Source organism: Enterobacter sp. T2 (assembly GCF_010692925.1).
GTDB classification, from domain to species: domain Bacteria; phylum Pseudomonadota; class Gammaproteobacteria; order Enterobacterales; family Enterobacteriaceae; genus Enterobacter; species Enterobacter kobei.
In genome coordinates this window covers 4,620,453-4,640,318 of sequence record NZ_CP048736.1, presented here as the reverse complement: position 1 = coordinate 4,640,318, position 19,866 = coordinate 4,620,453, and the positions used below count along the sequence as shown (strand labels likewise).

The following is a 19,866-nucleotide window of genomic DNA, read 5'->3' as shown; positions in this document are numbered from 1 at the left end:
TTCCGTTGCGTGTTGACGCCACAGTTACTGCTGGCGTAACATGCGCGCACGATTACGCTAAGAGGACATTCGCCTTGGACACACCCAGTAGATACTGGCTCAATTCCCTGTCATCCAGGAACAACTCCTAAGGCTATCTCCCCTTGCTGATGGCCTTAGTGGTTGTCAGCGACTGCATTATTCCCGTCGCGCTGAGTCAGGCTGTTTAATGGTCTGAAACCCAATTTGTTTCTGTGTGCCCACCGAACTGTCCGATATTTTTTGCATTGGGAGTCCCGGTCATGTTGAGCGCATTTCAACTCGAAAATAACCGACTGACTCGGCTTGAAGCCGAAGAGTCACAGCCCCTCATTGATGCCGTATGGGTGGATCTGGTCGAGCCGGACGACGATGAGCGCCTTCGCGTACAATCTGAGCTGGGGCAAAGCCTGGCAACCCGTCCTGAACTGGAAGACATTGAAGCATCTGCGCGTTTTTTTGAAGATGAAGACGGCCTGCACATTCACTCCTTCTTCTTTTTTGAAGATGCGGAAGACCATGCGGGCAACTCCACCGTGGCCTTTACCATTCGCGACGGTCGCCTGTTTACCCTGCGCGAGCGTGAACTGCCCGCGTTTCGTCTCTACCGCATGCGCGCCCGCAGCCAGGCAATGGTGGACGGCAACGCTTACGAACTGCTGCTCGACCTGTTTGAGACCAAAATTGAACAGCTGGCGGATGAGATTGAAAACATCTACAGCGATCTGGAAAAGCTGAGCCGCGTGATCATGGAAGGCCATCAGGGCGATGAATACGACGAAGCGCTCTCCACGCTGGCCGAGCTGGAAGATATCGGCTGGAAGGTGCGTTTGTGTCTGATGGATACCCAGCGCGCGCTGAACTTCCTCGTGCGCAAGGCGCGTCTGCCGGGTGGTCAGCTGGAGCAGGCGCGTGAGATCCTTCGCGATATCGAATCCCTGCTGCCGCACAACGAATCCCTGTTCCAGAAGGTGAACTTCCTGATGCAGGCGGCGATGGGCTTTATTAACATCGAGCAGAACCGCATCATCAAGATCTTCTCGGTGGTATCCGTGGTGTTCCTGCCGCCGACGCTGGTGGCCTCCAGCTATGGGATGAACTTCGAGTTTATGCCGGAGCTGAAGTGGAGCTTTGGTTACCCGGGGGCGATTATCTTTATGATCCTCGCCGGGCTGGCGCCGTATCTGTACTTTAAGCGTCGTAACTGGCTTTGAGAATCCGCCCGGTGGCGCTACGCTTACCGGGCCTACAGAACGTGTAGGCCGGATAAGGCGCAGCCGCCATCCGGCAAAAAGGCACTACAGCCCTTTGCGCACTCTGCGCTGGGTGTAAATCGCATCGGCGACAAAAATCGCCAGCGCTACCCAGATAAAGGCGAACGTCACCATCTTATCTGCGCCCGGCACTTCGCCGTAAAACACCACCGCCAGCAGAAACATCAGCGTCGGGCCGATGTACTGGAAGAAGCCCAGCGTGGAGAGACGCAGACGCGTTGCCGCACCGGTGAAGCACAGCAGAGGAATAGTGGTCACCACGCCTGCCGCCATCAGCATCAGATTCAGCGACCACGGGTTGCTGCCCATATGACTGGTGGCGCTGTCGGCGATACCGAAGAGGTAGATCGCCGCCACCGGCAGCAGCCACAGGGTTTCAAACAGCATCCCCGTTTGGGCTTCCACCGCAATCTTCTTACGTACCAGACCGTAGAACGCAAAGCTGAACGCCAGGCCGAGGGCAATAATCGGCAGCGAGCCGAACGTCCAGAGCTGTACCAGCACGCCGCAGAAGGCCAGAAACACCGCCAGCCACTGCATACGGCGGAAACGTTCGCCGAGGAAAAGCATCCCCAGTACGATGTTCACCAGCGGGTTAATAAAGTAGCCAAGACTGGCTTCGAGCATGTGGTGGTTATTCACCGCCCAGATAAACAGCAGCCAGTTTCCGCCAATGAGCACCGCCGAGAGTGCCAGCAGGAAAACTTTCTTAGGCGTTTTGAGCAGCGTCTTGACGCCGGACCACTGACGGCTGAGGCTCATTAGCGCGATCATAAAGAAAAAGGACCAGATGACGCGGTGAGTGAGGATCTCGTCGGCCGGTACATAAGCGATAAACTTGAAGTACGCCGGTGCAATACCCCAAATAAAATAAGCGGCAAGGGCGAGTAAAACGCCCTGCCGCGTCTGTTTAGCATCCATCGGGAAAATCCGTTACAAAAAAGTGAATTAATTTTACCCGATTTTGCCGCTTCAACCCACCATATAAGTGGCGGTTGCGCTGGCGATATAAACCTGTTCTTCGTTGTGTAATTCTACGCGCGCCACCGCAACTTTATTCCCCGCACGCAGCAGGCTGCTGGTGCAGGTAAAGCGATTGCCGCGTCCGGGGCGAAGATAATCGACGCGTAAATCAATGGTGCCCATGCGTGCTAGACGCTGGCGGAGTTCGTCTTCATTGATGGTGTCATGACGCGTCAGCGTACTGCCCACGCAGACCAGACCAGCCGCCACGTCCAGCGCGGAAGCAATCACCCCGCCGTGCAAAATACTTTGCGCCCAGTTGCCCACCATCATCGGCTGGTTATTGAAGCTCAACTGGGCAAACTCTTTCTCGTAACGCTCCAGCTCCAGACCCAGCGCACGGTTAAATGGCATATGGTAAACAAAAATCTCGCCCACGAGCTTTAACACTTCTTCAGAGGTAAGCATGGCTGACATGAGGCATCACATCCCTATTGTTAATGAAATGTTGATTTTATGCCTCAACAATACGGATTTCCACTTTCAGAAACGAGGAGGCGGAAGTTGGCGCAGAAGTCTGTAGAATGCCCGGATAAAATTATTCATTACACGTCACTATTTCAGGAGAACACCACCGATGCGGACGTATCTGGGTTGGTTACTGGCGGCGGTTGCGCTGCCCCTCACAGCATATGCGCAGGAAGCGACAGTTAAAGAAGTGCACGATGCGCCATCCGTACACGGTAGCATCATTGCTAACATGCTTCAGGAGCATGACAATCCGTTCACGCTTTACCCGTATGACACCAACTACGTGATTTACACCCAGACCAGCGATCTGAACAAAGAAGCGATAAGCTCCTATAACTGGTCTGATAATGCGCGTAAAGATGAGGTGAAGTTCCAGTTGAGCCTCGCCTTCCCGTTCTGGCGCGGTATTCTGGGGCCGAACTCGGTACTCGGTGCCTCTTATACGCAGAAATCCTGGTGGCAACTTTCCAACAGCGGCGAATCTTCGCCGTTCCGTGAAACCAACTATGAGCCGCAGCTGTTCCTTGGCTTTGCAACGGATTATGAATTTGCCGGATGGACGTTGCGTGACGTCGAAGTCGGCTTTAATCACGATTCTAACGGCCGTTCCGACCCCACGTCTCGTAGCTGGAACCGTGCCTATACGCGCCTGATGGCGCAGAACGGCAACTGGATGGTGGAAGTGAAGCCGTGGTATGTGGTGGGGAGCACCGACGATAACCCGGATATCACCAAATATATGGGGTACTACCAGCTCAAGGTCGGCTACCAGTTAGGCGATGCCGTGCTGAGCGCGAAAGGCCAGTACAACTGGAATACCGGCTATGGTGGTGCGGAAGTGGGCCTGAGCTACCCGGTAACGAAGCATGTGCGCCTCTATACGCAGGTGTACAGCGGTTACGGCGAGTCGCTGATCGACTATAACTTCAACCAGACCCGCGTGGGTGTGGGCGTAATGCTCAACGATATTCTCTAAGCTGCTCGAATGTTTTTGCGTTAAACGTTGAAGTTTCTCTCTCAGGCGCTGAAAATAGCGCCTGTTTCATTTCTGGCATATGGGGTTAACGTGGCGCAGGCGGAAGTATTGAATCAGGAGTCGCTGGCTAAACAGGTTTTGCATGAAACCTTTGGCTACCAGCAGTTCCGCCCTGGCCAGGAAACCATCATTGAAACCGTGCTGGAAGGCCGTGATTGTTTGGTCGTTATGCCGACCGGCGGCGGGAAATCACTCTGTTATCAGGTGCCCGCGCTGGTGCTTAACGGCCTGACGGTCGTGGTATCGCCCCTTATTTCTCTGATGAAAGACCAGGTTGATCAACTGCTCGCTAACGGCGTGGCGGCGGCCTGTCTTAATTCCACGCAAACCCGGGAGCAGCAGCAAGAGGTGATGGCCGGGTGTCGCACCGGGCAGGTTCGTCTGCTGTATATCGCGCCGGAACGCCTGATGCTGGATAACTTCCTCGACCATCTCGCACACTGGAACCCGGTCCTGCTGGCGGTGGATGAAGCGCACTGTATCTCGCAGTGGGGGCACGATTTCCGCCCGGAATATGCCGCCCTCGGCCAGCTCCGTCAGCGCTTCCCGGAACTGCCGTTTATGGCGCTTACCGCCACGGCAGATGATACGACGCGTCTGGATATCGTTCGCCTGCTGGGGCTGAATGATCCCTATATTCAGGTCAGCAGCTTCGACCGCCCTAACATCCGCTACATGCTGATGGAAAAATTCAAGCCGCTGGATCAGCTCCTGCGCTATGTCCAGGAACAGCGCGGCAAGTCGGGCATTATCTACTGCAACAGTCGGGCGAAGGTGGAAGACACCGCCGCGCGTCTGCAAAACCGTGGCTTTAGCGCCGCGGCGTATCATGCTGGGCTGGAGAACCACATCCGCGCGGATGTGCAGGAGAAATTCCAGCGTGACGACCTGCAGATTGTGGTCGCGACGGTGGCGTTCGGAATGGGGATTAACAAGCCTAACGTGCGTTTTGTGGTGCATTTCGATATCCCGCGTAATATCGAATCCTACTATCAGGAAACCGGCCGCGCCGGGCGTGATGGTCTGCCTGCGGAAGCGATGCTGTTTTACGATCCAGCCGATATGGCGTGGCTGCGCCGCTGTCTGGAAGAGAAACCGCAGGGACAGCTGCAGGATATCGAACGCCATAAGCTCAACGCGATGGGGGCGTTTGCCGAAGCGCAAACCTGCCGCCGTCTGGTGCTGCTCAACTATTTTGGTGAAGGGCGACAGGAGCCGTGCGGCAACTGCGATATCTGCCTGGATCCGCCGAAGCAGTACGATGGCCTGATGGACGCGCGTAAGGCGCTTTCGACCATTTACCGTGTGAATCAACGCTTCGGGATGGGTTACGTGGTGGAAGTGTTGCGCGGCGCCAATAACCAGCGTATCCGCGACATGGGCCACGACAAACTGCCGGTCTATGGGATCGGTAAAGATCAGAGCCACGAGCACTGGGTTAGCATTATTCGTCAGCTGATTCACCTCGGATTTGCCACGCAGAACATCGCTCAGCACTCGGCGCTACAGCTGACCGAAGCCGCGCGTCCGGTGTTGCGCGGTGACGTTGAACTGAAGCTCGCCGTACCGCGCGTGGTCGCCCTCAAACCACGCGTGATGCAGAAATCCTACGGCGGTAACTATGACCGCAAGCTGTTTGCCAAACTGCGTAAGCTGCGTAAAGCCATTGCTGATGAAGAGAACATCCCGCCTTACGTGGTGTTCAACGACGCGACGCTGATTGAGATGGCGGAACAGATGCCGCTCAGCGCCAGCGAAATGCTCAGCGTCAACGGCGTAGGCACGCGCAAGCTGGAGCGCTTCGGTAAGGAGTTTATGGCGCTTATCCGTACTCACGTTGACGGAGATGATGAGGAGTAGTCAGCCGGCCAAAAAAGTGCCAGTATGATGACTCACTGAATTATTTCCCTGCGAGCCAATTATGTTAATGCTATTTCTCACCGTGGCGTTAGTGCACATCGTTGCGCTGATGAGTCCGGGCCCTGACTTTTTCTTCGTATCGCAAACAGCAGTCAGTCGTTCCCGTAAAGAGGCGATGATGGGCGTGCTCGGTATTACCATGGGCGTCATGGTCTGGGCGGCCGTTGCGCTGCTCGGTCTGAACCTGATCCTGGCGAAGATGGCCTGGCTGCATAACATCATTATGGTTGGCGGTGGCCTGTACCTGTGCTGGATGGGCTACCAGATGCTGCGCGGGGCGCTGAAAAAAGAAGAGAAAAAAACGCAAGAACCTAAGGTGGAGCTGGCAACGGGTGGACGGAGCTTTGTAAAAGGGCTGCTGACCAACCTGGCGAATCCGAAAGCGATTATCTATTTCGGCTCGGTGTTCTCGCTGTTTGTGGGCGACAGCGTTGGCGCGGGCGCACGTTGGGGCATTTTCCTGCTTATCGTCGTGGAGACCTTCGCGTGGTTCACTATCGTGGCAAGCCTGTTTGCCTTACCGGCGATGCGCCGTGGCTACCAGCGTATCGCGAAGTGGATCGATGGCTTCGCCGGCGCGCTGTTCGCCGGCTTCGGCATTCATCTCATCATTTCTCGCTAAGCATGACGCGCTGACGCAAGCAGCGCGCCAACCAGCATAAACAGCGAGCCAAACACTTTGTTCAGGGCCTTCATCTGCTTAGGCCCTTTTATCCATCCGGCAATCCGCTGTGCCAGCGTCGCGTAACCAATCATCACGATAATATCGACAATAATTGTGGTCGCACCCAGCACCACGTACTGCATCACCTGAGGCTGGTGCGGCACGATAAACTGTGGGAACAGCGCGGCGAGGAACACAATGCTTTTCGGGTTGGTCAGGTTGACGAATACTGCCCGCTTAAACAGATGACCACGGTTTTGCGTCTGCGCGAGCGTATTCAGGTTAATGGCGCCAGCCGCGCGCCACTGCTGAATACCCAGCCAGATAAGATATGCCGCACCGGCCCATTTCAGCACTTCAAACGCCAGCACCGAGCGGGAGAACAGCGTTCCCAGCCCAATCCCGACCAGGACGATGTGAATGCCCAGCCCGGTTTGCAAACCGGCAATCGACGCCGCTGCCCCGCGATAGCCGTGGTTGATGGAGGTAGTCATGGTGTTAATCGCACCCGAACCCGGTGAAAGGCTAAGGATGATGGATGTCAGCAGGTAGGCGAACCACCACTCGAAGGTCATTTGAAACTCCCGAATCGTCTGTTTTTATGCCACAATACGCTATTGATGAGTCATTTTGTGACCGGTTACGAAAAAAAACGATATTCCCTGGATTACGTGAGTGGAAACCCAATGTTTCAGCAGAAAAAGGACTGGGAAACACGAGAAAACGCATTTGCTGCTTTCTCTATGGGGCCGCTGACCGATTTCTGGCGGCAGCGTGAGGAAGATGAGTTTACGGGCGTCGGGGGCATCCCGGTACGCTTCGTTCGTTTCCGTGATGAGAAAAATGACCGGGTAATCGTGGTTTGCCCGGGGCGCATTGAAAGCTACGTTAAATACGCCGAACTGGCCTACGATCTGGTCCATATGGGGTTCGATGTGCTCATCATCGACCACCGTGGACAGGGGCTGTCCGGACGCATGCTACAGGACACGCACCGTGGACATGTCGATCGCTTCAGCGATTACGTCGACGATTTTGCCGCGTTCTGGCAGCAGGAAGTGCAGCCCGGCCCCTGGCGTAAGCGCTATATCCTTGCGCACTCCATGGGTGGCGCTATTTCGACGCTGTTTTTGCAGCGGTATCAACACCAGTGTGATGCCATTGCGCTAACCGCGCCGATGTACGGTATCGTCATACGTTTCCCCGACTGGATGGTGCGTCATCTTCTCGACTGGGCTGAGGGCCATCAGCGCATTCGTGAAGGCTATGCCATCGGGACCGGACGCTGGCGCGCGCTGCCGTTCGCCATCAACGTCTTAACCCACAGTCGGCAGCGTTATCGCCGCAACCTGCGCTTTTATGCCGATGAACCGCGCTTACGCGTCGGTGGCCCGACCTGGCACTGGGTGCGGGAGGGGATTCTGGCCGGTGAACAGGTGCTGGCGGGGGTAGGTGATGATGACACGCCAACACTCCTGATTCAGGCTGAAGAAGAGCGTGTGGTCGATAACCGCATGCATGACCGTTATTGTGAATTGCGCGCCGCCGCCGGTCACCCTTGTGAAGGGGGAAAACCGCTGGTCATCAACGGCGCTTACCATGAGATCCTTTTCGAAAAGGACGCTATGCGCTCAGTCGCGCTCAACGCCATTGTTGAATTTTTCAACAGGCATAACTGATTATTGTTTTCCACCAGAGGTTGAAATCCCTATGTACCAGGTTGTTGCATCTGATTTAGATGGCACGCTGCTTTCCCCTGACCACACCCTGTCGCCTTACGCGAAAGAGACCTTAAAGCTTCTGACTGCCCGTGGCGTGAACTTTGTGTTTGCCACCGGCCGCCACCACGTAGACGTGGGGCAGATCCGCGATAATCTTGAGATCAAATCGTACATGATCACCTCCAACGGTGCGCGCGTGCATGATACTGACGGTAACCTGATCTTTACCCATAACCTGGATCGCGATATTGCCGCCGATCTCTTCGGCGTGGTGCATAACAACCCGGCTATCATCACCAACGTGTACCGCAACGACGACTGGTTCATGAACCGCCACCGCCCGGATGAAATGCGTTTCTTCAAGGAAGCGGTATTTAACTACTCCCTGTACGAGCCGGGCCTTCTTGAGCCGGAAGGTATCAGTAAGGTGTTCTTCACCTGCGATAGCCATGAAGAACTGCTCCCACTGGAACAGGCGATCAACGCCCGCTGGGGCGATCGCGTCAACGTGAGCTTCTCAACCCTGACCTGTCTGGAAGTGATGGCGGGGGGCGTCTCCAAAGGTCACGCGCTGGAAGCGGTCGCGAAACGTCTGGGTTTCGCGCTGAAAGACTGCATCGCTTTTGGTGACGGCATGAACGACGCTGAAATGCTCTCCATGGCAGGCAAGGGCTGCATCATGCAGAACGCGCATCAGCGTCTGAAAGATCTGCATCCGGAGCTGGAAGTGATTGGTTCCAACGCTGACAACGCGGTACCGAAATACCTGCGCAAGCTGTTCCTTGAATAATCTTCATTTGGTTGTTTGTTGACCAGATGTCAACTGAAGAGTCCGCTACAATGCCTGTCCTTCTTTCTGAGAGACAAGCATTGTGGCGCTACTCATTATCACCACTATCCTGTGGGCCTTCTCCTTTAGCCTGATTGGCGAGTACCTTGCCGGTTCGGTCGACAGCTACTTCTCGGTGCTGATGCGCGTGGGGCTGGCGGCGCTGGTATTCCTGCCGTTTCTGCGCACGCGTGGTCAATCGCTGAAAACGATTGTGCTGTACATGCTGGTGGGCGCAATGCAGTTGGGCATCATGTATCTGTTCAGCTTCCGGGCTTACGTCTATTTGTCCGTCTCTGAATTCCTGCTCTTTACCGTGTTGACGCCGCTCTATATTACGTTGATTTACGACCTGCTCAGCAGGCGTCGTCTGCGCTGGGGATACCTGCTGAGCGCGGCGCTGGCGGTGATTGGCGCGGCGATCATTCGCTATGACAAAGTCAGCGATCACTTCTGGACCGGGTTGATGTTCGTCCAGCTCGCCAACATCAGTTTCGCCATCGGCATGGTGGGCTACAAACGCCTGATGGAAACCCGTCCGATGCCGCAGCACAATGCATTTGCGTGGTTCTATATGGGCGCGGCGATTGTCGCGGTGTCGGCGTGGTTTCTGCTCGGTAACCCGCAAAAGCTGCCGACCACGTCGGTGCAGTGGGGCGTTCTGGTCTGGCTGGGCGTGGTGGCGTCAGGGCTGGGTTACTTCATGTGGAACTACGGCGCGACGCAGGTCGACGCCGGAACGCTCGGGATCATGAACAACGTGCACGTCCCGGCGGGGCTGCTGGTCAACCTCGCCATCTGGCAGCAGCAACCGCACTGGCCGAGTTTCCTTATTGGGGGAGCGGTGATCCTGGCTTCACTGTGGGTCCATCGCCGCTGGGTCGCTCCGCGCTCCGCACAAACGGAAGATGGTCGCACGCGTGGTTCCGCGCTGAGCGAATAAACGCTTCTGTCACCGGCTGACGCTGCTCGCCATCGCGCACGGCAGCGTACAGACGGCTCCACAGTCCTTCACCCAGGGTTTTGGTCACCACCAGGCCCTGGCGTTCAAAACTCTCCACCACCCAGTGCGGCAGCGCCGCGATGCCCATATTGGCGGCAACCATCTGAATCAACAGCAGGGTGTTATCCACGCTTTTCAGCTGCGGGCTAATGCCTGCCGGCTGCAGGAAATGACGCCAGATATCCAGGCGACTGCGCTGAACCGGATAAATCAGCAGCGTTTCTGTTGCCAGGTCTTCCGGCGTGATGCGCGTTTTAGCCGCCAGCGGATGATCCGGTGCCAGCACCAGGCGCACTTCAAAATCAAACATCGGCGAATAGTGCAGGCCGCTGCGCGGCAGAATGTCGGAGGTCATCACCAGATCCAACTCACCCTGCTGCAGAGAGGGTTGCGGGTCGAACGTCACACCGGATTTAAAATCCATCTCCACCTGCGGCCACTTCTGGCGGAAGTTCTCAAGCGCAGGGGTCAGCCATTGAATACAGCTGTGGCACTCAATGGCGATGCGCAGTTTTGTCTGCTGCGGCTCGTTACAGGACTGTAGCGCGCTGGCGATCTGCGGCAGGACCTGATTCGCCAGTTGAAGAAGAATTTCACCCTGCGGCGTAAAGCGCAGAGGTTGGCTCTTACGCACAAAAAGACGAAATCCGAGGCGTTGTTCCAGATCGCTGAACTGGTGAGAAAGGGCAGACTGGGTCTGGTGCAGCGTGGCCGCAGCCGCCGCGAGCGATCCGCAGTTCCGCAACGCTTGCAGCGTTTTCAGGTGTTTTATCTCGATCATGAAAGTCCTTCACTTCGCCATGAACATTTTGCGCTTGAGGAATATACAGTACCTGCCAATTATAGATGTGTAAACATCTGGACGTCTAAATAGCGAAATTCACAAGGGGCATAACATGACAATCCGCAATCACACTCTCGGTTTCCCTCGCGTTGGCCTGCGTCGCGAGCTGAAAAAAGCGCAAGAAAGCTACTGGGCGGGTAACGCTACCCGTGAAGAACTACTGACCGTGGGGCGCGAGCTGCGCGCCCGTCACTGGGATCAGCAAAAGCAGGCAGGCATTGACCTGCTGCCGGTGGGCGATTTCGCCTGGTACGACCATGTTCTGACGACCAGCCTGCTGCTGGGCAACGTGCCGGCTCGTCATCAGAACAAAGATGGATCGGTAGATATCGATACCCTGTTCCGCATCGGCCGTGGTCGTGCGCCAACGGGTGAACCCGCGGCAGCGGCGGAAATGACCAAGTGGTTTAACACCAACTATCACTATATGGTGCCGGAGTTCGTAAAAGGTCAGCAGTTCAAACTGACCTGGACACAGCTTCTGGACGAAGTCGACGAAGCGCTGGCGCTGGGCCACCAGGTGAAACCGGTGCTGCTCGGACCGGTAACCTACCTGTGGCTGGGCAAAGTCAAAGGCGAGCCGTTTGACCGCCTCAGCCTGCTGAAGGACATTCTGCCCGTCTACAAACAGGTACTGATTGAGCTGGGTAAACGCGGCATTCAGTGGGTGCAAATCGACGAACCTGCTTTGGTGCTTGAGCTGCCCCAGGTTTGGCTCGATGCCTTCAAACCGGCGTATGACGCGCTTACCGGGCAGGTGAAGCTGTTGCTGACCACCTATTTCGAGGGCGTGACGCCTAACCTGAGCACGATTGCCGCGCTGCCGGTTCAGGGCCTGCATGTTGACCTGGTTCACGGCAAAGATGACGTGAAGGACCTGCACAAACGTCTGCCCGCAGACTGGCTGCTCTCAGCGGGGCTGGTAAACGGTCGTAACGTCTGGCGTGCCGATCTCACCGAAAAGTATGCTCAAATTAAAGACATTGTCGGTAAACGTGAGCTGTGGGTGGCCTCATCATGTTCACTGCTGCACAGTCCGATCGATCTGAGCGTGGAGACCCGTCTTGACCCGGAAGTGAAAAGCTGGTTTGCCTTCGCCCTGCAAAAATGTGAAGAACTGGCGCTGCTGCGCGACGCGCTGAACAGCGGTGACACGGCGGCGATTACCGAATGGAGCGCCCCGATTCAGGCGCGCCGTCATTCGGCACGCGTGCATAATCCGGCAGTGGAAAAACGTCTGGCGGCCATCACCGCTCAGGACAGCCAGCGCCAGAGTCCGTATGAAGTCCGTGCCGAAGCCCAGCGCACCCGCTTCAACCTGCCCGCATGGCCAACCACGACGATCGGTTCATTCCCACAAACGACCGAGATCCGCGGCCTGCGTCTCGACTTCAAAAAGGGCAATCTGGATGCGAATCACTACCGTACCGGCATTGCTGAGCACATCAGGCAGGCGATCATCGAGCAGGAGCGTTTAGGTCTGGACGTGCTGGTGCACGGTGAAGCCGAGCGTAACGACATGGTGGAATACTTCGGTGAACACCTGGACGGCTTCGTGTTTACCCAGAATGGCTGGGTGCAGAGCTACGGTTCCCGCTGCGTGAAGCCACCGGTGGTGATCGGTGACGTCAGCCGCCCGGAAGCGATTACGGTGGCGTGGGCGAAGTATGCTCAGTCTCTGACCGACAAGCCGGTAAAAGGCATGCTGACCGGGCCGGTGACCATTCTGTGCTGGTCGTTCCCGCGTGAAGACGTGACCCGTGAAACCATTGCGAAGCAAATCGCGCTGGCGCTGCGTGATGAGGTGGCGGATCTGGAAGCCGCTGGCATTGGCATTATCCAGATTGACGAACCGGCGTTACGAGAAGGTTTGCCGCTGCGCCGCAGCGACTGGGATGACTATCTGAAGTGGGGCGTGGAAGCCTTCCGCATCAATGCGTCGGTGGCGAAGGACGACACGCAGATCCACACCCATATGTGTTACTGCGAATTTAACGACATTATGGATTCCATTGCCGCGCTGGATGCCGACGTGATCACCATCGAGACCTCGCGTTCAGATATGGAGCTGCTCGAGTCGTTTGAAGAGTTCGACTATCCAAACGAAATCGGACCGGGGGTGTACGACATTCACTCCCCGAACGTGCCGAGCGTGGAGTGGATTGAAGCCCTGCTGAAAAAAGCCGCTCAGCGTATTCCGGCAGAGCGCCTGTGGGTGAACCCGGACTGCGGCCTGAAAACCCGCGGCTGGCCGGAAACCCGCGCAGCGCTCGCCAACATGGTGAAGGCAGCGCAGAATTTGCGTCAGGGGTAAGTCTGCGCATTTCCCGCCGCCTGATACTCTACTCAGGCGGCATTTTCCGTCATTGCAATCCGCTTGCCTGCCGCGTCAAAGAGATGCAGATGAGCCTCCTGCACGGTCAGCGTGATACGTTGCTGCGCAGGCAGACTCAGTTGCTGGAAGGATTTCAGGCACACGGCATGCCCTGCCACGTCCAGCCACACCAGGGTTGAATCTCCCTGCAGTTCGCATAACCGCGTTTTCCCGCTCAGGCTAAAATCCCCCGGCTGCTGATAACCCAGGTGTTCAGGGCGGATCGCGACAAATACCGATTCCCCCTCCTGAATGTCTGCGGGCTGACGCGAAAGCGGGAAGACGGTATCAGGGTCGATATGCAATGCCCCCTGCTGCCAGACGGCGGGTAACATATTGATTTTTGGCGTACCGATGAATTCGGCCACGAAGCGGTTCGCCGGGGTGTTGTACAGTTCAAGCGGCGTACCCGTTTGCTCAATATTGCCTTTACACATCACCACGATACGGTCGGCCAGCGTCATCGCCTCGACCTGATCGTGCGTGACGTAAATCATGGTGTTTTTTAGGGTATTATGGAGTTGCTGGATCTCCTGGCGCATTTCAACCCGCAGAGCGGCGTCAAGGTTGGAAAGGGGTTCGTCAAACAGGAACAGCGCGGGCTGCTGGACAATAGAACGACCTATCGCCACGCGCTGGCGCTGGCCGCCGGAGAGGTGTTGCGGAAGCCTGTCGAGCAGCTCGTCCAGCCTGAGCATGTTGGCGGCGTGGGTGATGCGCTGCGCAATGTCGGCCTCCGGGGTGCGGATATTGCGTAAGCCAAAGGCGAGGTTCTCCCGTACGGTCATATGCGGATAAAGTGCGTAGGACTGGAAAACCATCGATAAGCTCCGCTTGCCCGCCGCCAGGTGGGTGACATCCTCATTGCCCATCATCAGCATGCCACTGTCTGGCGCCTCTAATCCCGCGATCATGCGCAGCAGCGTCGATTTCCCGCACCCGGAGGGGCCCACAAGAACGATAAATTCTCCTGATGCTATCTCCAGTGACAGATCCGCCACGATGACGTTTTTATCGTACTTTTTATGAATATGTCGTAATGAAAGGGCGGTCATAATGTCTCCTGAGCCCCTTGCAGGGCAGAAATCAGCATCAGCACTTCATGAGTTTTATGGACAAGCAGAGCGGTATCTCCCCGCGCTTCAACATTAAGGCGAACCAGCGGCTCGGTATTGGAGGCGCGGAGGTTAAAACGCCAGTCTGCGAAGGACAGGCTCAGGCCGTCGCAGTTGTCGCGTTCGCATGCGACCGGGGCATAGTGCGCGGCGACGTCATTGAGGAGTGCGGCGGGCTCGTTGACCGTCAGGTTGATTTCGCCAGACACCGGATAGCGGGCCTGTGCGTGACGCATAAGATGAGAGAGCGGCTGCGCGTCTGCGCCCAGGATCTGGAGCATCAGGATCAGCGGGATCATGCCGCTATCGCAGTAGCCAAAATCGCGAAAATAGTGATGGCCACTCATCTCGCCGCCGTAAATGGCACTTTCCCTTCGCATCCGGGCTTTCAGGAAGGCATGCCCGGTTTTACTCACGATTGCGCTACCGCCGCAACGGGCGACCGTCTCGAGCGTGTTCCAGATTAAGCGGGGATCAAGAATGATGCGGCTGCCGGGATAGCGTCGCAGAAAATGTTCGGCAAACAGCCCCACGAGATAATAGTTCTCAACGTAATCCCCGCGCTCGTCGAAGAAAAAGCAACGATCGAAATCGCCATCCCAGGCGATGCCAGCATCGGCGTGATGTTCGATGACGGCCAGTCGGGTGCTTTGCCGGTTTTCAGGCAGCATCGGGTTAGGTACGCCAGCGGGAAAGCGGCCATCTGGCTGGTGATGAATACGGATAAACTCGACCGGTACACCGGCACGCTTTAAGCCCTCATCAAGCGCATCTAGCGCCGGACCTGCGGTGCCGTGCCCGGCGTTGACCACCAGGCGTAACGTTCGCGTTGGGGACGTAGTGATAAATCGCAGCAGAGCGTTCACCCAGGCCGGGCGATTGTCGAAGGGAAAAATGCCCCCACGACGCACGCAGGGTGGAAAGCGGTTCTGTTCTGCCAGCGCTTTGATCTCCAGCAGACCGTTGTCATTACTGATCGGGCGCGCCTCAAGGCCAACCAGCTTAAAGCCGTTGTAATGGGCGGGATTGTGGCTCGCCGTCACCTGGATCCCTCCGTCTGCCCGCAATTCCCGGGTGGCGAAATAGACCTCTTCCGTACCGGTCATGCCCAGGTCGATAACATCGACGCCGCCTGCGGTAAGCCCGTCGACCAGGGCCGTTTTTAGCGCCCCCGAGCTGAGGCGGACATCAGCGCCTACTACCACGCGCCGGGGATGCAGCCAGACGGCGTACGCCCTTCCGATGCGACGCGCAATGTCAGGGGTGAGATTGACGTCAACTTCGCCACGAATGTCATAGGTTTTAAAGCACGTTAGTTCATCCATAGTTCACTCTTATCTTAAGCAGGGTAATCTCATGCCGTATCACGCTCGATAAGCCGGTGTTCCAGCGCAACGTGGGTGATGGGGCCATTGTTCAGAAGCAGATCAACCGCGATTTCACCTTTACGTTCGGCATCCTGCGCGATGGTGGTAAGTCCAGGCCCGTTATACTGCCGGGCGGTATTGTCGAATCCGGTAATGGCGACCCGGCCAGGTATAGCAAGACGCTGTCGCTGGCAATAATTCACCGCGCCGATGGCAAAACGATCGGATAAGCAGATCAGCGCCGTGATCTCAGGGTGTGCCGTCAGCAATGCTTCCGCTGCCCGTTCGCCGTGTGGCTCATCGTGATGGGTTTCACACAGCCAGCAGTCGCTGAGCGTAATACCGTGCTCTTGAAACGCGTCGCGGCAGGCATTCACGCGGGTCAGCATGAGTTGGTTATCCCCCGTCACGCGGTGCGTCAGAGGCCGCATCCCGCGCGCGTTCGGGTGAGACGGGAAGGCAATAATGCCGAAATGGCGATGACCCTTTTGTATCAGGTAGTGGGTGATATCACGCATGGCGCGTGTGTTATCCACCGACACGCTGCTGAACTGCGGAAGCTGAAAATCGAGCGTCACCACAGGCAGATTGCGGGCCAGGGTTTGTTGAATAATGGCGGCGCTGTTATGCGTGGCGTTGAGAATATACCCGTCCACCAGGGTAGTGAGCGATGAAGGCCCTTTTTGAAGCGGTATCAGCACCAGATTAATATTACGGTCTTCGCAGCGGGTCGCGACGCCGCGCATCAGGCTGACGTCATGCGGATCGATAAAAACATAGCTCATGGCATCGTTAAAAATGACGCCGATCGCCCCGGATTTTCCGGTGCGTAAAGCCCGGGCGAGTTTATCCGGCCCCTGAAATCCAACCTGACGGGCGTACCCAAGTATCTTTTCACGTAATTCAGCAGACAGCTTTTCGGGATTATTCCACGCGTTAGATACCGTGGTATGTGAAATACCCATCTCTGCTGCCAGCGATTTAATCGTCACGTTTTTATTCTTTCTTTTGCTAAATGAATTAGGCATTTTATATTCACGTAAATTATTTATGAGGCGTAATTAAATAAATAATAGCGGCTGAGTTTATCGTTAAATATAAATAGTTTTGTGATTTGTTTAACGTTAAACATAAAAAAGGGGTGTTAGCTTACGCACCATTCACAGAGTGCAGCAGTGAGCGATTAACACTTATCGACATCAGGGAGATATAACGTGAGAGTTGCAGAAGCAGCAAAATTAATAGCATCGGTAATATTCCTCTTTTTTCTTACCGGTTGCGGGCCTGATGATAAAAAAGAGACACAATCCAGGGCGCGTGAAACAATCAAAATGTGGGTCACACCCACCGTCAATGAAGAAGCCTTCTGGAGTAAAATAGTGGCGGAATGGAATAAAGACCCTGCCCATATGCCCGTCGAATTTACCGCTATTCCTGCCGCAAACAGTTCAGAAGAAGCGATAATGAACGCGCTGGCATCAGGGACTGAACCGGATATTTCAACCAATATATTTATTGGTTTTGCCAGCCAGCTTGTTGATGTCGGGCAGATAGAAGATCTCTCCAGAATGCCGGGTTTTCAGGAAACGATTCAGAAACGGCAAATGGCTTCTCTGCTGTCAGCCTGGGAATTAAACGGCAAACAAACGGTACTGCCGGTATATATCAACCCGATTGTCTGGTGGTGGCGTGGTGATTTACTAAAGCAATACGGTTTTGATCGGGTACCGGTTAGCTACGATGAACTTTACGCGCTGGCGAAGCGTCGGGCGGCGGATAATCACGGCTATGTGATACAGCTTACGGCAGGTAAAAACTGGTGGGAACGCTGGTTCGACTTCATTCCGCTGTTCTACGCCCAGAGCCACGGCAAGCCGTATCTGGTCGATAAAAAACCTGCGCTGACCACGCCTGCTGGCGAGGCCGTGCTGACCTTCATGGGCAACGTTTTTAACAATAAGTGGAGCAGCTACGACTTCACCTCTGCCGAGGATCCGCTCGCAACGGGGCAGGTTATCGCCTCAGCGCGCGGACCGTGGGATTTAGCCCGCTATCGCAAGCAGTATCCGGACATATTAAAAACGATTCAGATCGGTCCGATGCTGACCGAGACGGGCATTGAACACCCCTATACGTTCGGCGACAGCAAAGGTCTGGTGATCTTCAGTTCCAGTAAGCGAAAGGCGCAGGCCTGGCAGTTTATGCAGTGGGTCTTCAGTAACCCTGAACATGACCGGCTGTGGCTTGAGTTGACAGGGATGCCGCCTGCCCGCGCGGATTTAATGAGTAATCCGATCTTTGTCAGTTACTTCAAACAAAATCCGCTAGAGAAACAGATCGCCTCGTGGGTGGACGTCGCGCTTCCTCCTGCGGCAACAAACCAGACGACAGAAATACAGCGCAGCATGACGCAGATGCTTGAGCGCGTGATATTCAAAACCAGTACGCCTGCCGACGCGCTGAAACAATCTCAGCAGGAAATCAGCGCCCTCGCGGGCCAGTAGGGGGCATGATGGCTGGATATGAATCCCGAACCGGAGGCCTGCTGGCCTCCACCTGGATTGGCTATTCGCTGCTATTCTGGTTCTACCCCCTTGCCTGGCTGGTGGTGCTAAGCGTGACCCGCTGGCAGTTTATCGGCGTGCCGCAATTTACCGGTTTGCAGAATATTATTGGCGTACTGCACGATGCATTATTCTGGACATCCATGTGGAACATTTGCCGCTTTTTAATGTGGTATGTCCCGATCGTGTTTATTACCGCGCTGCTTTTTGCTGCCGGATTACGCAGAATTAACTATGGCCGGGGGGTTATCGCCTTAAGCTTTTTACTGGCAAATATCTCGTCAGGGGTGGCGTACTCAATTGTCTTTTCCCGTCTTTTTAATGAGTATGGCCCGGTTAACCGCTTATTGTCTGCGTGGTTTGGGATTTCCGTGCCGTGGTTTACCAACCCTGACTGCGCGATGCTATCCATTGCGCTTATCGTGACCTGGAAATTTGTCGGTTATTACGGATTAATTCTCTATTCCGGCATGCAGGCTATTCCATCGGATATTTATAGTGCGGCTATTCTCGATAAAACCGGGCGTTTTCAGAAAGGTTGGGCAATAACGCTTCCGATGATGAATCCGCAAATTGTGATGGTGATGGTGCTGGCTATTACGGTGGCGTTCAGTATTTTTACAGAGCCCTATTTAATTACCGGTGGTGGGCCACTAAACAGTACTACCAGTCCCATGGTGGTCATGTACGAAGCCGCGTTTCAAAATATGAAACCTACCTGGGCTGCTGCCATGTCGATTATCGTCGCTGCCTGCAGTTTCCTGATGATCTGGCTATTTCGTCGGTTATTCGAAAAACACATTGAGATTGTATGAATGAAAAAACTCACGCCCCTGAGCCTGCTAATTCATGCGCTGATGTTTATTCTGGCGTTAAGCTGGCTCTATCCGTTTGTCTGGATGGTCGTGTCATCCCTGAAGCCTACGGCACAGATTTATACCACGGATCTCTTTTCGGGCACGCTGACGCTCGAAAATTACACTTTCCTTTTCGATAACAGCAACCGGGCCGATAAGCCGTTTCTGCGCACGCTGTTTAACTCGCTTTTTGTTTCCGTCACCGTGACCGCGAGCGTGACCGTCACCTCCATGCTGGTGGGTTATGCGCTGGCAAAAACGGAATTTTGGGGCAAAAACGCTTTCCGTAATCTGTTGATTGTGCAGATGGTTTTCCCGGTTTTCATGTTCATCATTCCACAGTTTGTGCTGATGCGTGAGCTCGGGCTGATCAACCGTTACAGCGCCATGATCCTGCCTTATGCAATGAGTGCCTGGGGGATCTTTATGGTGTCCCAGAGCTTCAAGGGCACGCCCAACGATTACCTGTACGCCGCGCGTCTGGATCATGCCAGCCTGTGGGCCATTCTGCGGCACGTCATGATGCCGCTGAACAAGTCCATTCTGGCGATCGTGGCGCTATTTACCTTCTCAAGCTCGTGGGACAACTTCCTCTGGCCGCTGATTGTCATGCGCGATGCCGACAAAATGCCGTTTTCGGTGCTGCTGGCCACCTTCAGTAAATCCTACGGCGTTTATCTGGGGCCAGTGATGGCGGGAGCCGTGGTGCAAATGCTGCCGGTCATCGTGTTGTTTATCCTGTTCCGGAAATATTTCCTGCAGGGCATGTCGTTATCACTGAAATAA

At 55.4% G+C, this 19,866-nt stretch carries 19 protein-coding genes; 12 read left to right on the top strand and 7 right to left on the bottom strand.

From position 1 onward, the window contains the following. Positions 1-74 precede the first annotated feature (74 nt). Both ysgD and corA read left to right on the top strand, forming a co-directional pair. On the top strand, positions 75-131 hold the full coding sequence (ysgD, locus tag G0034_RS23480; protein WP_212743980.1) for a YsgD/CorL family protein: 57 nt from the start codon (positions 75-77) through the stop codon (positions 129-131). Positions 132-281: 150 nt separating this feature from the next. Continuing rightward, a complete protein-coding gene (gene corA, locus G0034_RS22200) occupies positions 282-1,232 on the top strand; it encodes a magnesium/cobalt transporter CorA (protein ID WP_008501540.1) in 951 nt (316 codons plus the stop codon). A gap of 84 nt (positions 1,233-1,316) precedes the next feature. Here the strand turns inward: corA and rarD are convergent, their stop codons facing one another. Both rarD and yigI read right to left on the bottom strand, forming a co-directional pair. Then, positions 1,317-2,213: an EamA family transporter RarD gene (gene rarD, locus G0034_RS22195; RefSeq protein ID WP_014885644.1), complete on the bottom strand. Its 897-nt coding sequence runs from the start codon at positions 2,211-2,213 to the stop codon at positions 1,317-1,319. 51 nt (positions 2,214-2,264) lie between these two features. Next, positions 2,265-2,732, bottom strand: a complete 468-nt coding sequence (gene yigI / locus G0034_RS22190; RefSeq protein WP_023331568.1) for an acyl-CoA thioesterase YigI — start codon at positions 2,730-2,732, stop codon at positions 2,265-2,267. A 160-nt stretch (positions 2,733-2,892) separates the two neighbouring features. Here yigI and pldA point away from each other — a divergent pair, with 160 nt between their 5' ends. From pldA to rhtC, 3 genes are all read left to right on the top strand, one after another. Then, a complete protein-coding gene (gene pldA / locus G0034_RS22185; RefSeq protein ID WP_014885642.1) occupies positions 2,893-3,762 on the top strand; it encodes a phospholipase A in 870 nt (289 codons plus the stop codon). A 90-nt stretch (positions 3,763-3,852) separates the two neighbouring features. After that, a complete protein-coding gene (gene recQ, locus G0034_RS22180; protein ID WP_087529447.1) occupies positions 3,853-5,682 on the top strand; it encodes an ATP-dependent DNA helicase RecQ in 1,830 nt (609 codons plus the stop codon). 61 nt (positions 5,683-5,743) lie between these two features. Next, positions 5,744-6,364 carry a threonine export protein RhtC gene (rhtC, locus tag G0034_RS22175; protein WP_014885640.1) on the top strand — a complete coding sequence of 207 codons (621 nt, stop codon included), beginning with the start codon at positions 5,744-5,746 and terminating at the stop codon, positions 6,362-6,364. Here the strand turns inward: rhtC and rhtB are convergent. After that, the gene (gene rhtB, locus G0034_RS22170) at positions 6,361-6,981 is read right to left on the bottom strand and encodes a homoserine/homoserine lactone efflux protein (RefSeq protein WP_014885639.1); all 621 of its coding nucleotides are present in this window, start codon (positions 6,979-6,981) and stop codon (positions 6,361-6,363) included. The genes rhtC and rhtB overlap by 4 nt on opposite strands. Before the next feature lie 111 nt (positions 6,982-7,092). On the opposite strand from rhtB, the gene pldB reads away from it, so the two are divergent. The 3 genes from pldB (at position 7,093) to G0034_RS22155 (ending at position 9,899) form a co-directional block, all read left to right on the top strand. Further along, entirely contained in the window at positions 7,093-8,085 is a 993-nt protein-coding gene (gene pldB, locus G0034_RS22165; protein ID WP_032629594.1) for a lysophospholipase L2, read from the top strand. Positions 8,086-8,116: 31 nt separating this feature from the next. Then, positions 8,117-8,917, top strand: coding sequence for a sugar/pyridoxal phosphate phosphatase YigL (gene yigL, locus G0034_RS22160; protein ID WP_023331564.1), 801 nt, complete (start codon positions 8,117-8,119; stop codon positions 8,915-8,917). A gap of 82 nt (positions 8,918-8,999) precedes the next feature. Beyond that, positions 9,000-9,899: a carboxylate/amino acid/amine transporter gene (locus G0034_RS22155; RefSeq protein WP_014885636.1), complete on the top strand. Its 900-nt coding sequence runs from the start codon at positions 9,000-9,002 to the stop codon at positions 9,897-9,899. Here G0034_RS22155 and metR read toward each other — a convergent pair. Beyond that, positions 9,787-10,740 carry an HTH-type transcriptional regulator MetR gene (gene metR, locus G0034_RS22150; RefSeq protein ID WP_023331563.1) on the bottom strand — a complete coding sequence of 318 codons (954 nt, stop codon included), beginning with the start codon at positions 10,738-10,740 and terminating at the stop codon, positions 9,787-9,789. The genes G0034_RS22155 and metR overlap by 113 nt on opposite strands. A 115-nt stretch (positions 10,741-10,855) precedes the next feature. Between metR and metE the strand changes: the two genes are divergently transcribed. After that, the gene (gene metE / locus G0034_RS22145; RefSeq protein WP_179121270.1) at positions 10,856-13,117 is read left to right on the top strand and encodes a 5-methyltetrahydropteroyltriglutamate--homocysteine S-methyltransferase; all 2,262 of its coding nucleotides are present in this window, start codon (positions 10,856-10,858) and stop codon (positions 13,115-13,117) included. 32 nt (positions 13,118-13,149) lie between these two features. On the opposite strand, the gene G0034_RS22140 is transcribed toward metE, so the two are convergent. The 3 genes from G0034_RS22140 to G0034_RS22130 are packed head-to-tail and all read right to left on the bottom strand — an operon-like array spanning position 13,150 to position 16,687. Beyond that, a complete protein-coding gene (locus tag G0034_RS22140) occupies positions 13,150-14,232 on the bottom strand; it encodes an ABC transporter ATP-binding protein (RefSeq protein WP_014885633.1) in 1,083 nt (360 codons plus the stop codon). Next, the gene (locus tag G0034_RS22135; RefSeq protein ID WP_179121269.1) at positions 14,229-15,617 is read right to left on the bottom strand and encodes a phosphohexomutase domain-containing protein; all 1,389 of its coding nucleotides are present in this window, start codon (positions 15,615-15,617) and stop codon (positions 14,229-14,231) included. The genes G0034_RS22140 and G0034_RS22135 overlap by 4 nt, the downstream gene beginning before the upstream one ends. A 29-nt stretch (positions 15,618-15,646) precedes the next feature. After that, positions 15,647-16,687: a LacI family DNA-binding transcriptional regulator gene (locus G0034_RS22130; protein WP_179121268.1), complete on the bottom strand. Its 1,041-nt coding sequence runs from the start codon at positions 16,685-16,687 to the stop codon at positions 15,647-15,649. A gap of 186 nt (positions 16,688-16,873) precedes the next feature. On the opposite strand from G0034_RS22130, the gene G0034_RS22125 reads away from it, so the two are divergent. Genes G0034_RS22125 through G0034_RS22115 form a run of 3 tightly spaced genes read left to right on the top strand, consistent with a single transcriptional unit; the run spans position 16,874 to position 19,866 of the window. Next, the gene (locus tag G0034_RS22125; protein WP_032635128.1) at positions 16,874-18,163 is read left to right on the top strand and encodes an ABC transporter substrate-binding protein; all 1,290 of its coding nucleotides are present in this window, start codon (positions 16,874-16,876) and stop codon (positions 18,161-18,163) included. Between the two features lie 8 nt (positions 18,164-18,171). After that, positions 18,172-19,038, top strand: coding sequence for a carbohydrate ABC transporter permease (locus G0034_RS22120; RefSeq protein ID WP_179121355.1), 867 nt, complete (start codon positions 18,172-18,174; stop codon positions 19,036-19,038). After that, positions 19,039-19,866 (top strand): carbohydrate ABC transporter permease, encoded by an 828-nt coding sequence (locus G0034_RS22115; RefSeq protein ID WP_014885628.1) that lies wholly within the window; start codon positions 19,039-19,041, stop codon positions 19,864-19,866.

Bases quoted from the DNA above. Each gene is read 5' to 3' on its own strand.
- G0034_RS22130 (WP_179121268.1), bottom strand. From the start codon at position 16,687: ATGCCTAATTCATTTAGCAAAAGAAAGAATAAAAACGTGACGATTAAA.
- rhtB (WP_014885639.1), bottom strand. From the start codon at position 6,981: ATGACCTTCGAGTGGTGGTTCGCCTACCTGCTGACATCCATCATCCTT.
- metE (WP_179121270.1), top strand. From the start codon at position 10,856: ATGACAATCCGCAATCACACTCTCGGTTTCCCTCGCGTTGGCCTGCGT.
- G0034_RS22120 (WP_179121355.1), top strand. From the start codon at position 18,172: ATGGCTGGATATGAATCCCGAACCGGAGGCCTGCTGGCCTCCACCTGG.
- rarD (WP_014885644.1), bottom strand. From the start codon at position 2,213: ATGGATGCTAAACAGACGCGGCAGGGCGTTTTACTCGCCCTTGCCGCT.
- metR (WP_023331563.1), bottom strand. From the start codon at position 10,740: ATGATCGAGATAAAACACCTGAAAACGCTGCAAGCGTTGCGGAACTGC.
- G0034_RS22140 (WP_014885633.1), bottom strand. From the start codon at position 14,232: ATGACCGCCCTTTCATTACGACATATTCATAAAAAGTACGATAAAAAC.
- pldB (WP_032629594.1), top strand. From the start codon at position 7,093: ATGTTTCAGCAGAAAAAGGACTGGGAAACACGAGAAAACGCATTTGCT.
- yigI (WP_023331568.1), bottom strand. From the start codon at position 2,732: ATGTCAGCCATGCTTACCTCTGAAGAAGTGTTAAAGCTCGTGGGCGAG.
- G0034_RS22135 (WP_179121269.1), bottom strand. From the start codon at position 15,617: ATGGATGAACTAACGTGCTTTAAAACCTATGACATTCGTGGCGAAGTT.
- rhtC (WP_014885640.1), top strand. From the start codon at position 5,744: ATGTTAATGCTATTTCTCACCGTGGCGTTAGTGCACATCGTTGCGCTG.
- G0034_RS22115 (WP_014885628.1), top strand. From the start codon at position 19,039: ATGAAAAAACTCACGCCCCTGAGCCTGCTAATTCATGCGCTGATGTTT.
- yigL (WP_023331564.1), top strand. From the start codon at position 8,117: ATGTACCAGGTTGTTGCATCTGATTTAGATGGCACGCTGCTTTCCCCT.
- corA (WP_008501540.1), top strand. From the start codon at position 282: ATGTTGAGCGCATTTCAACTCGAAAATAACCGACTGACTCGGCTTGAA.
- pldA (WP_014885642.1), top strand. From the start codon at position 2,893: ATGCGGACGTATCTGGGTTGGTTACTGGCGGCGGTTGCGCTGCCCCTC.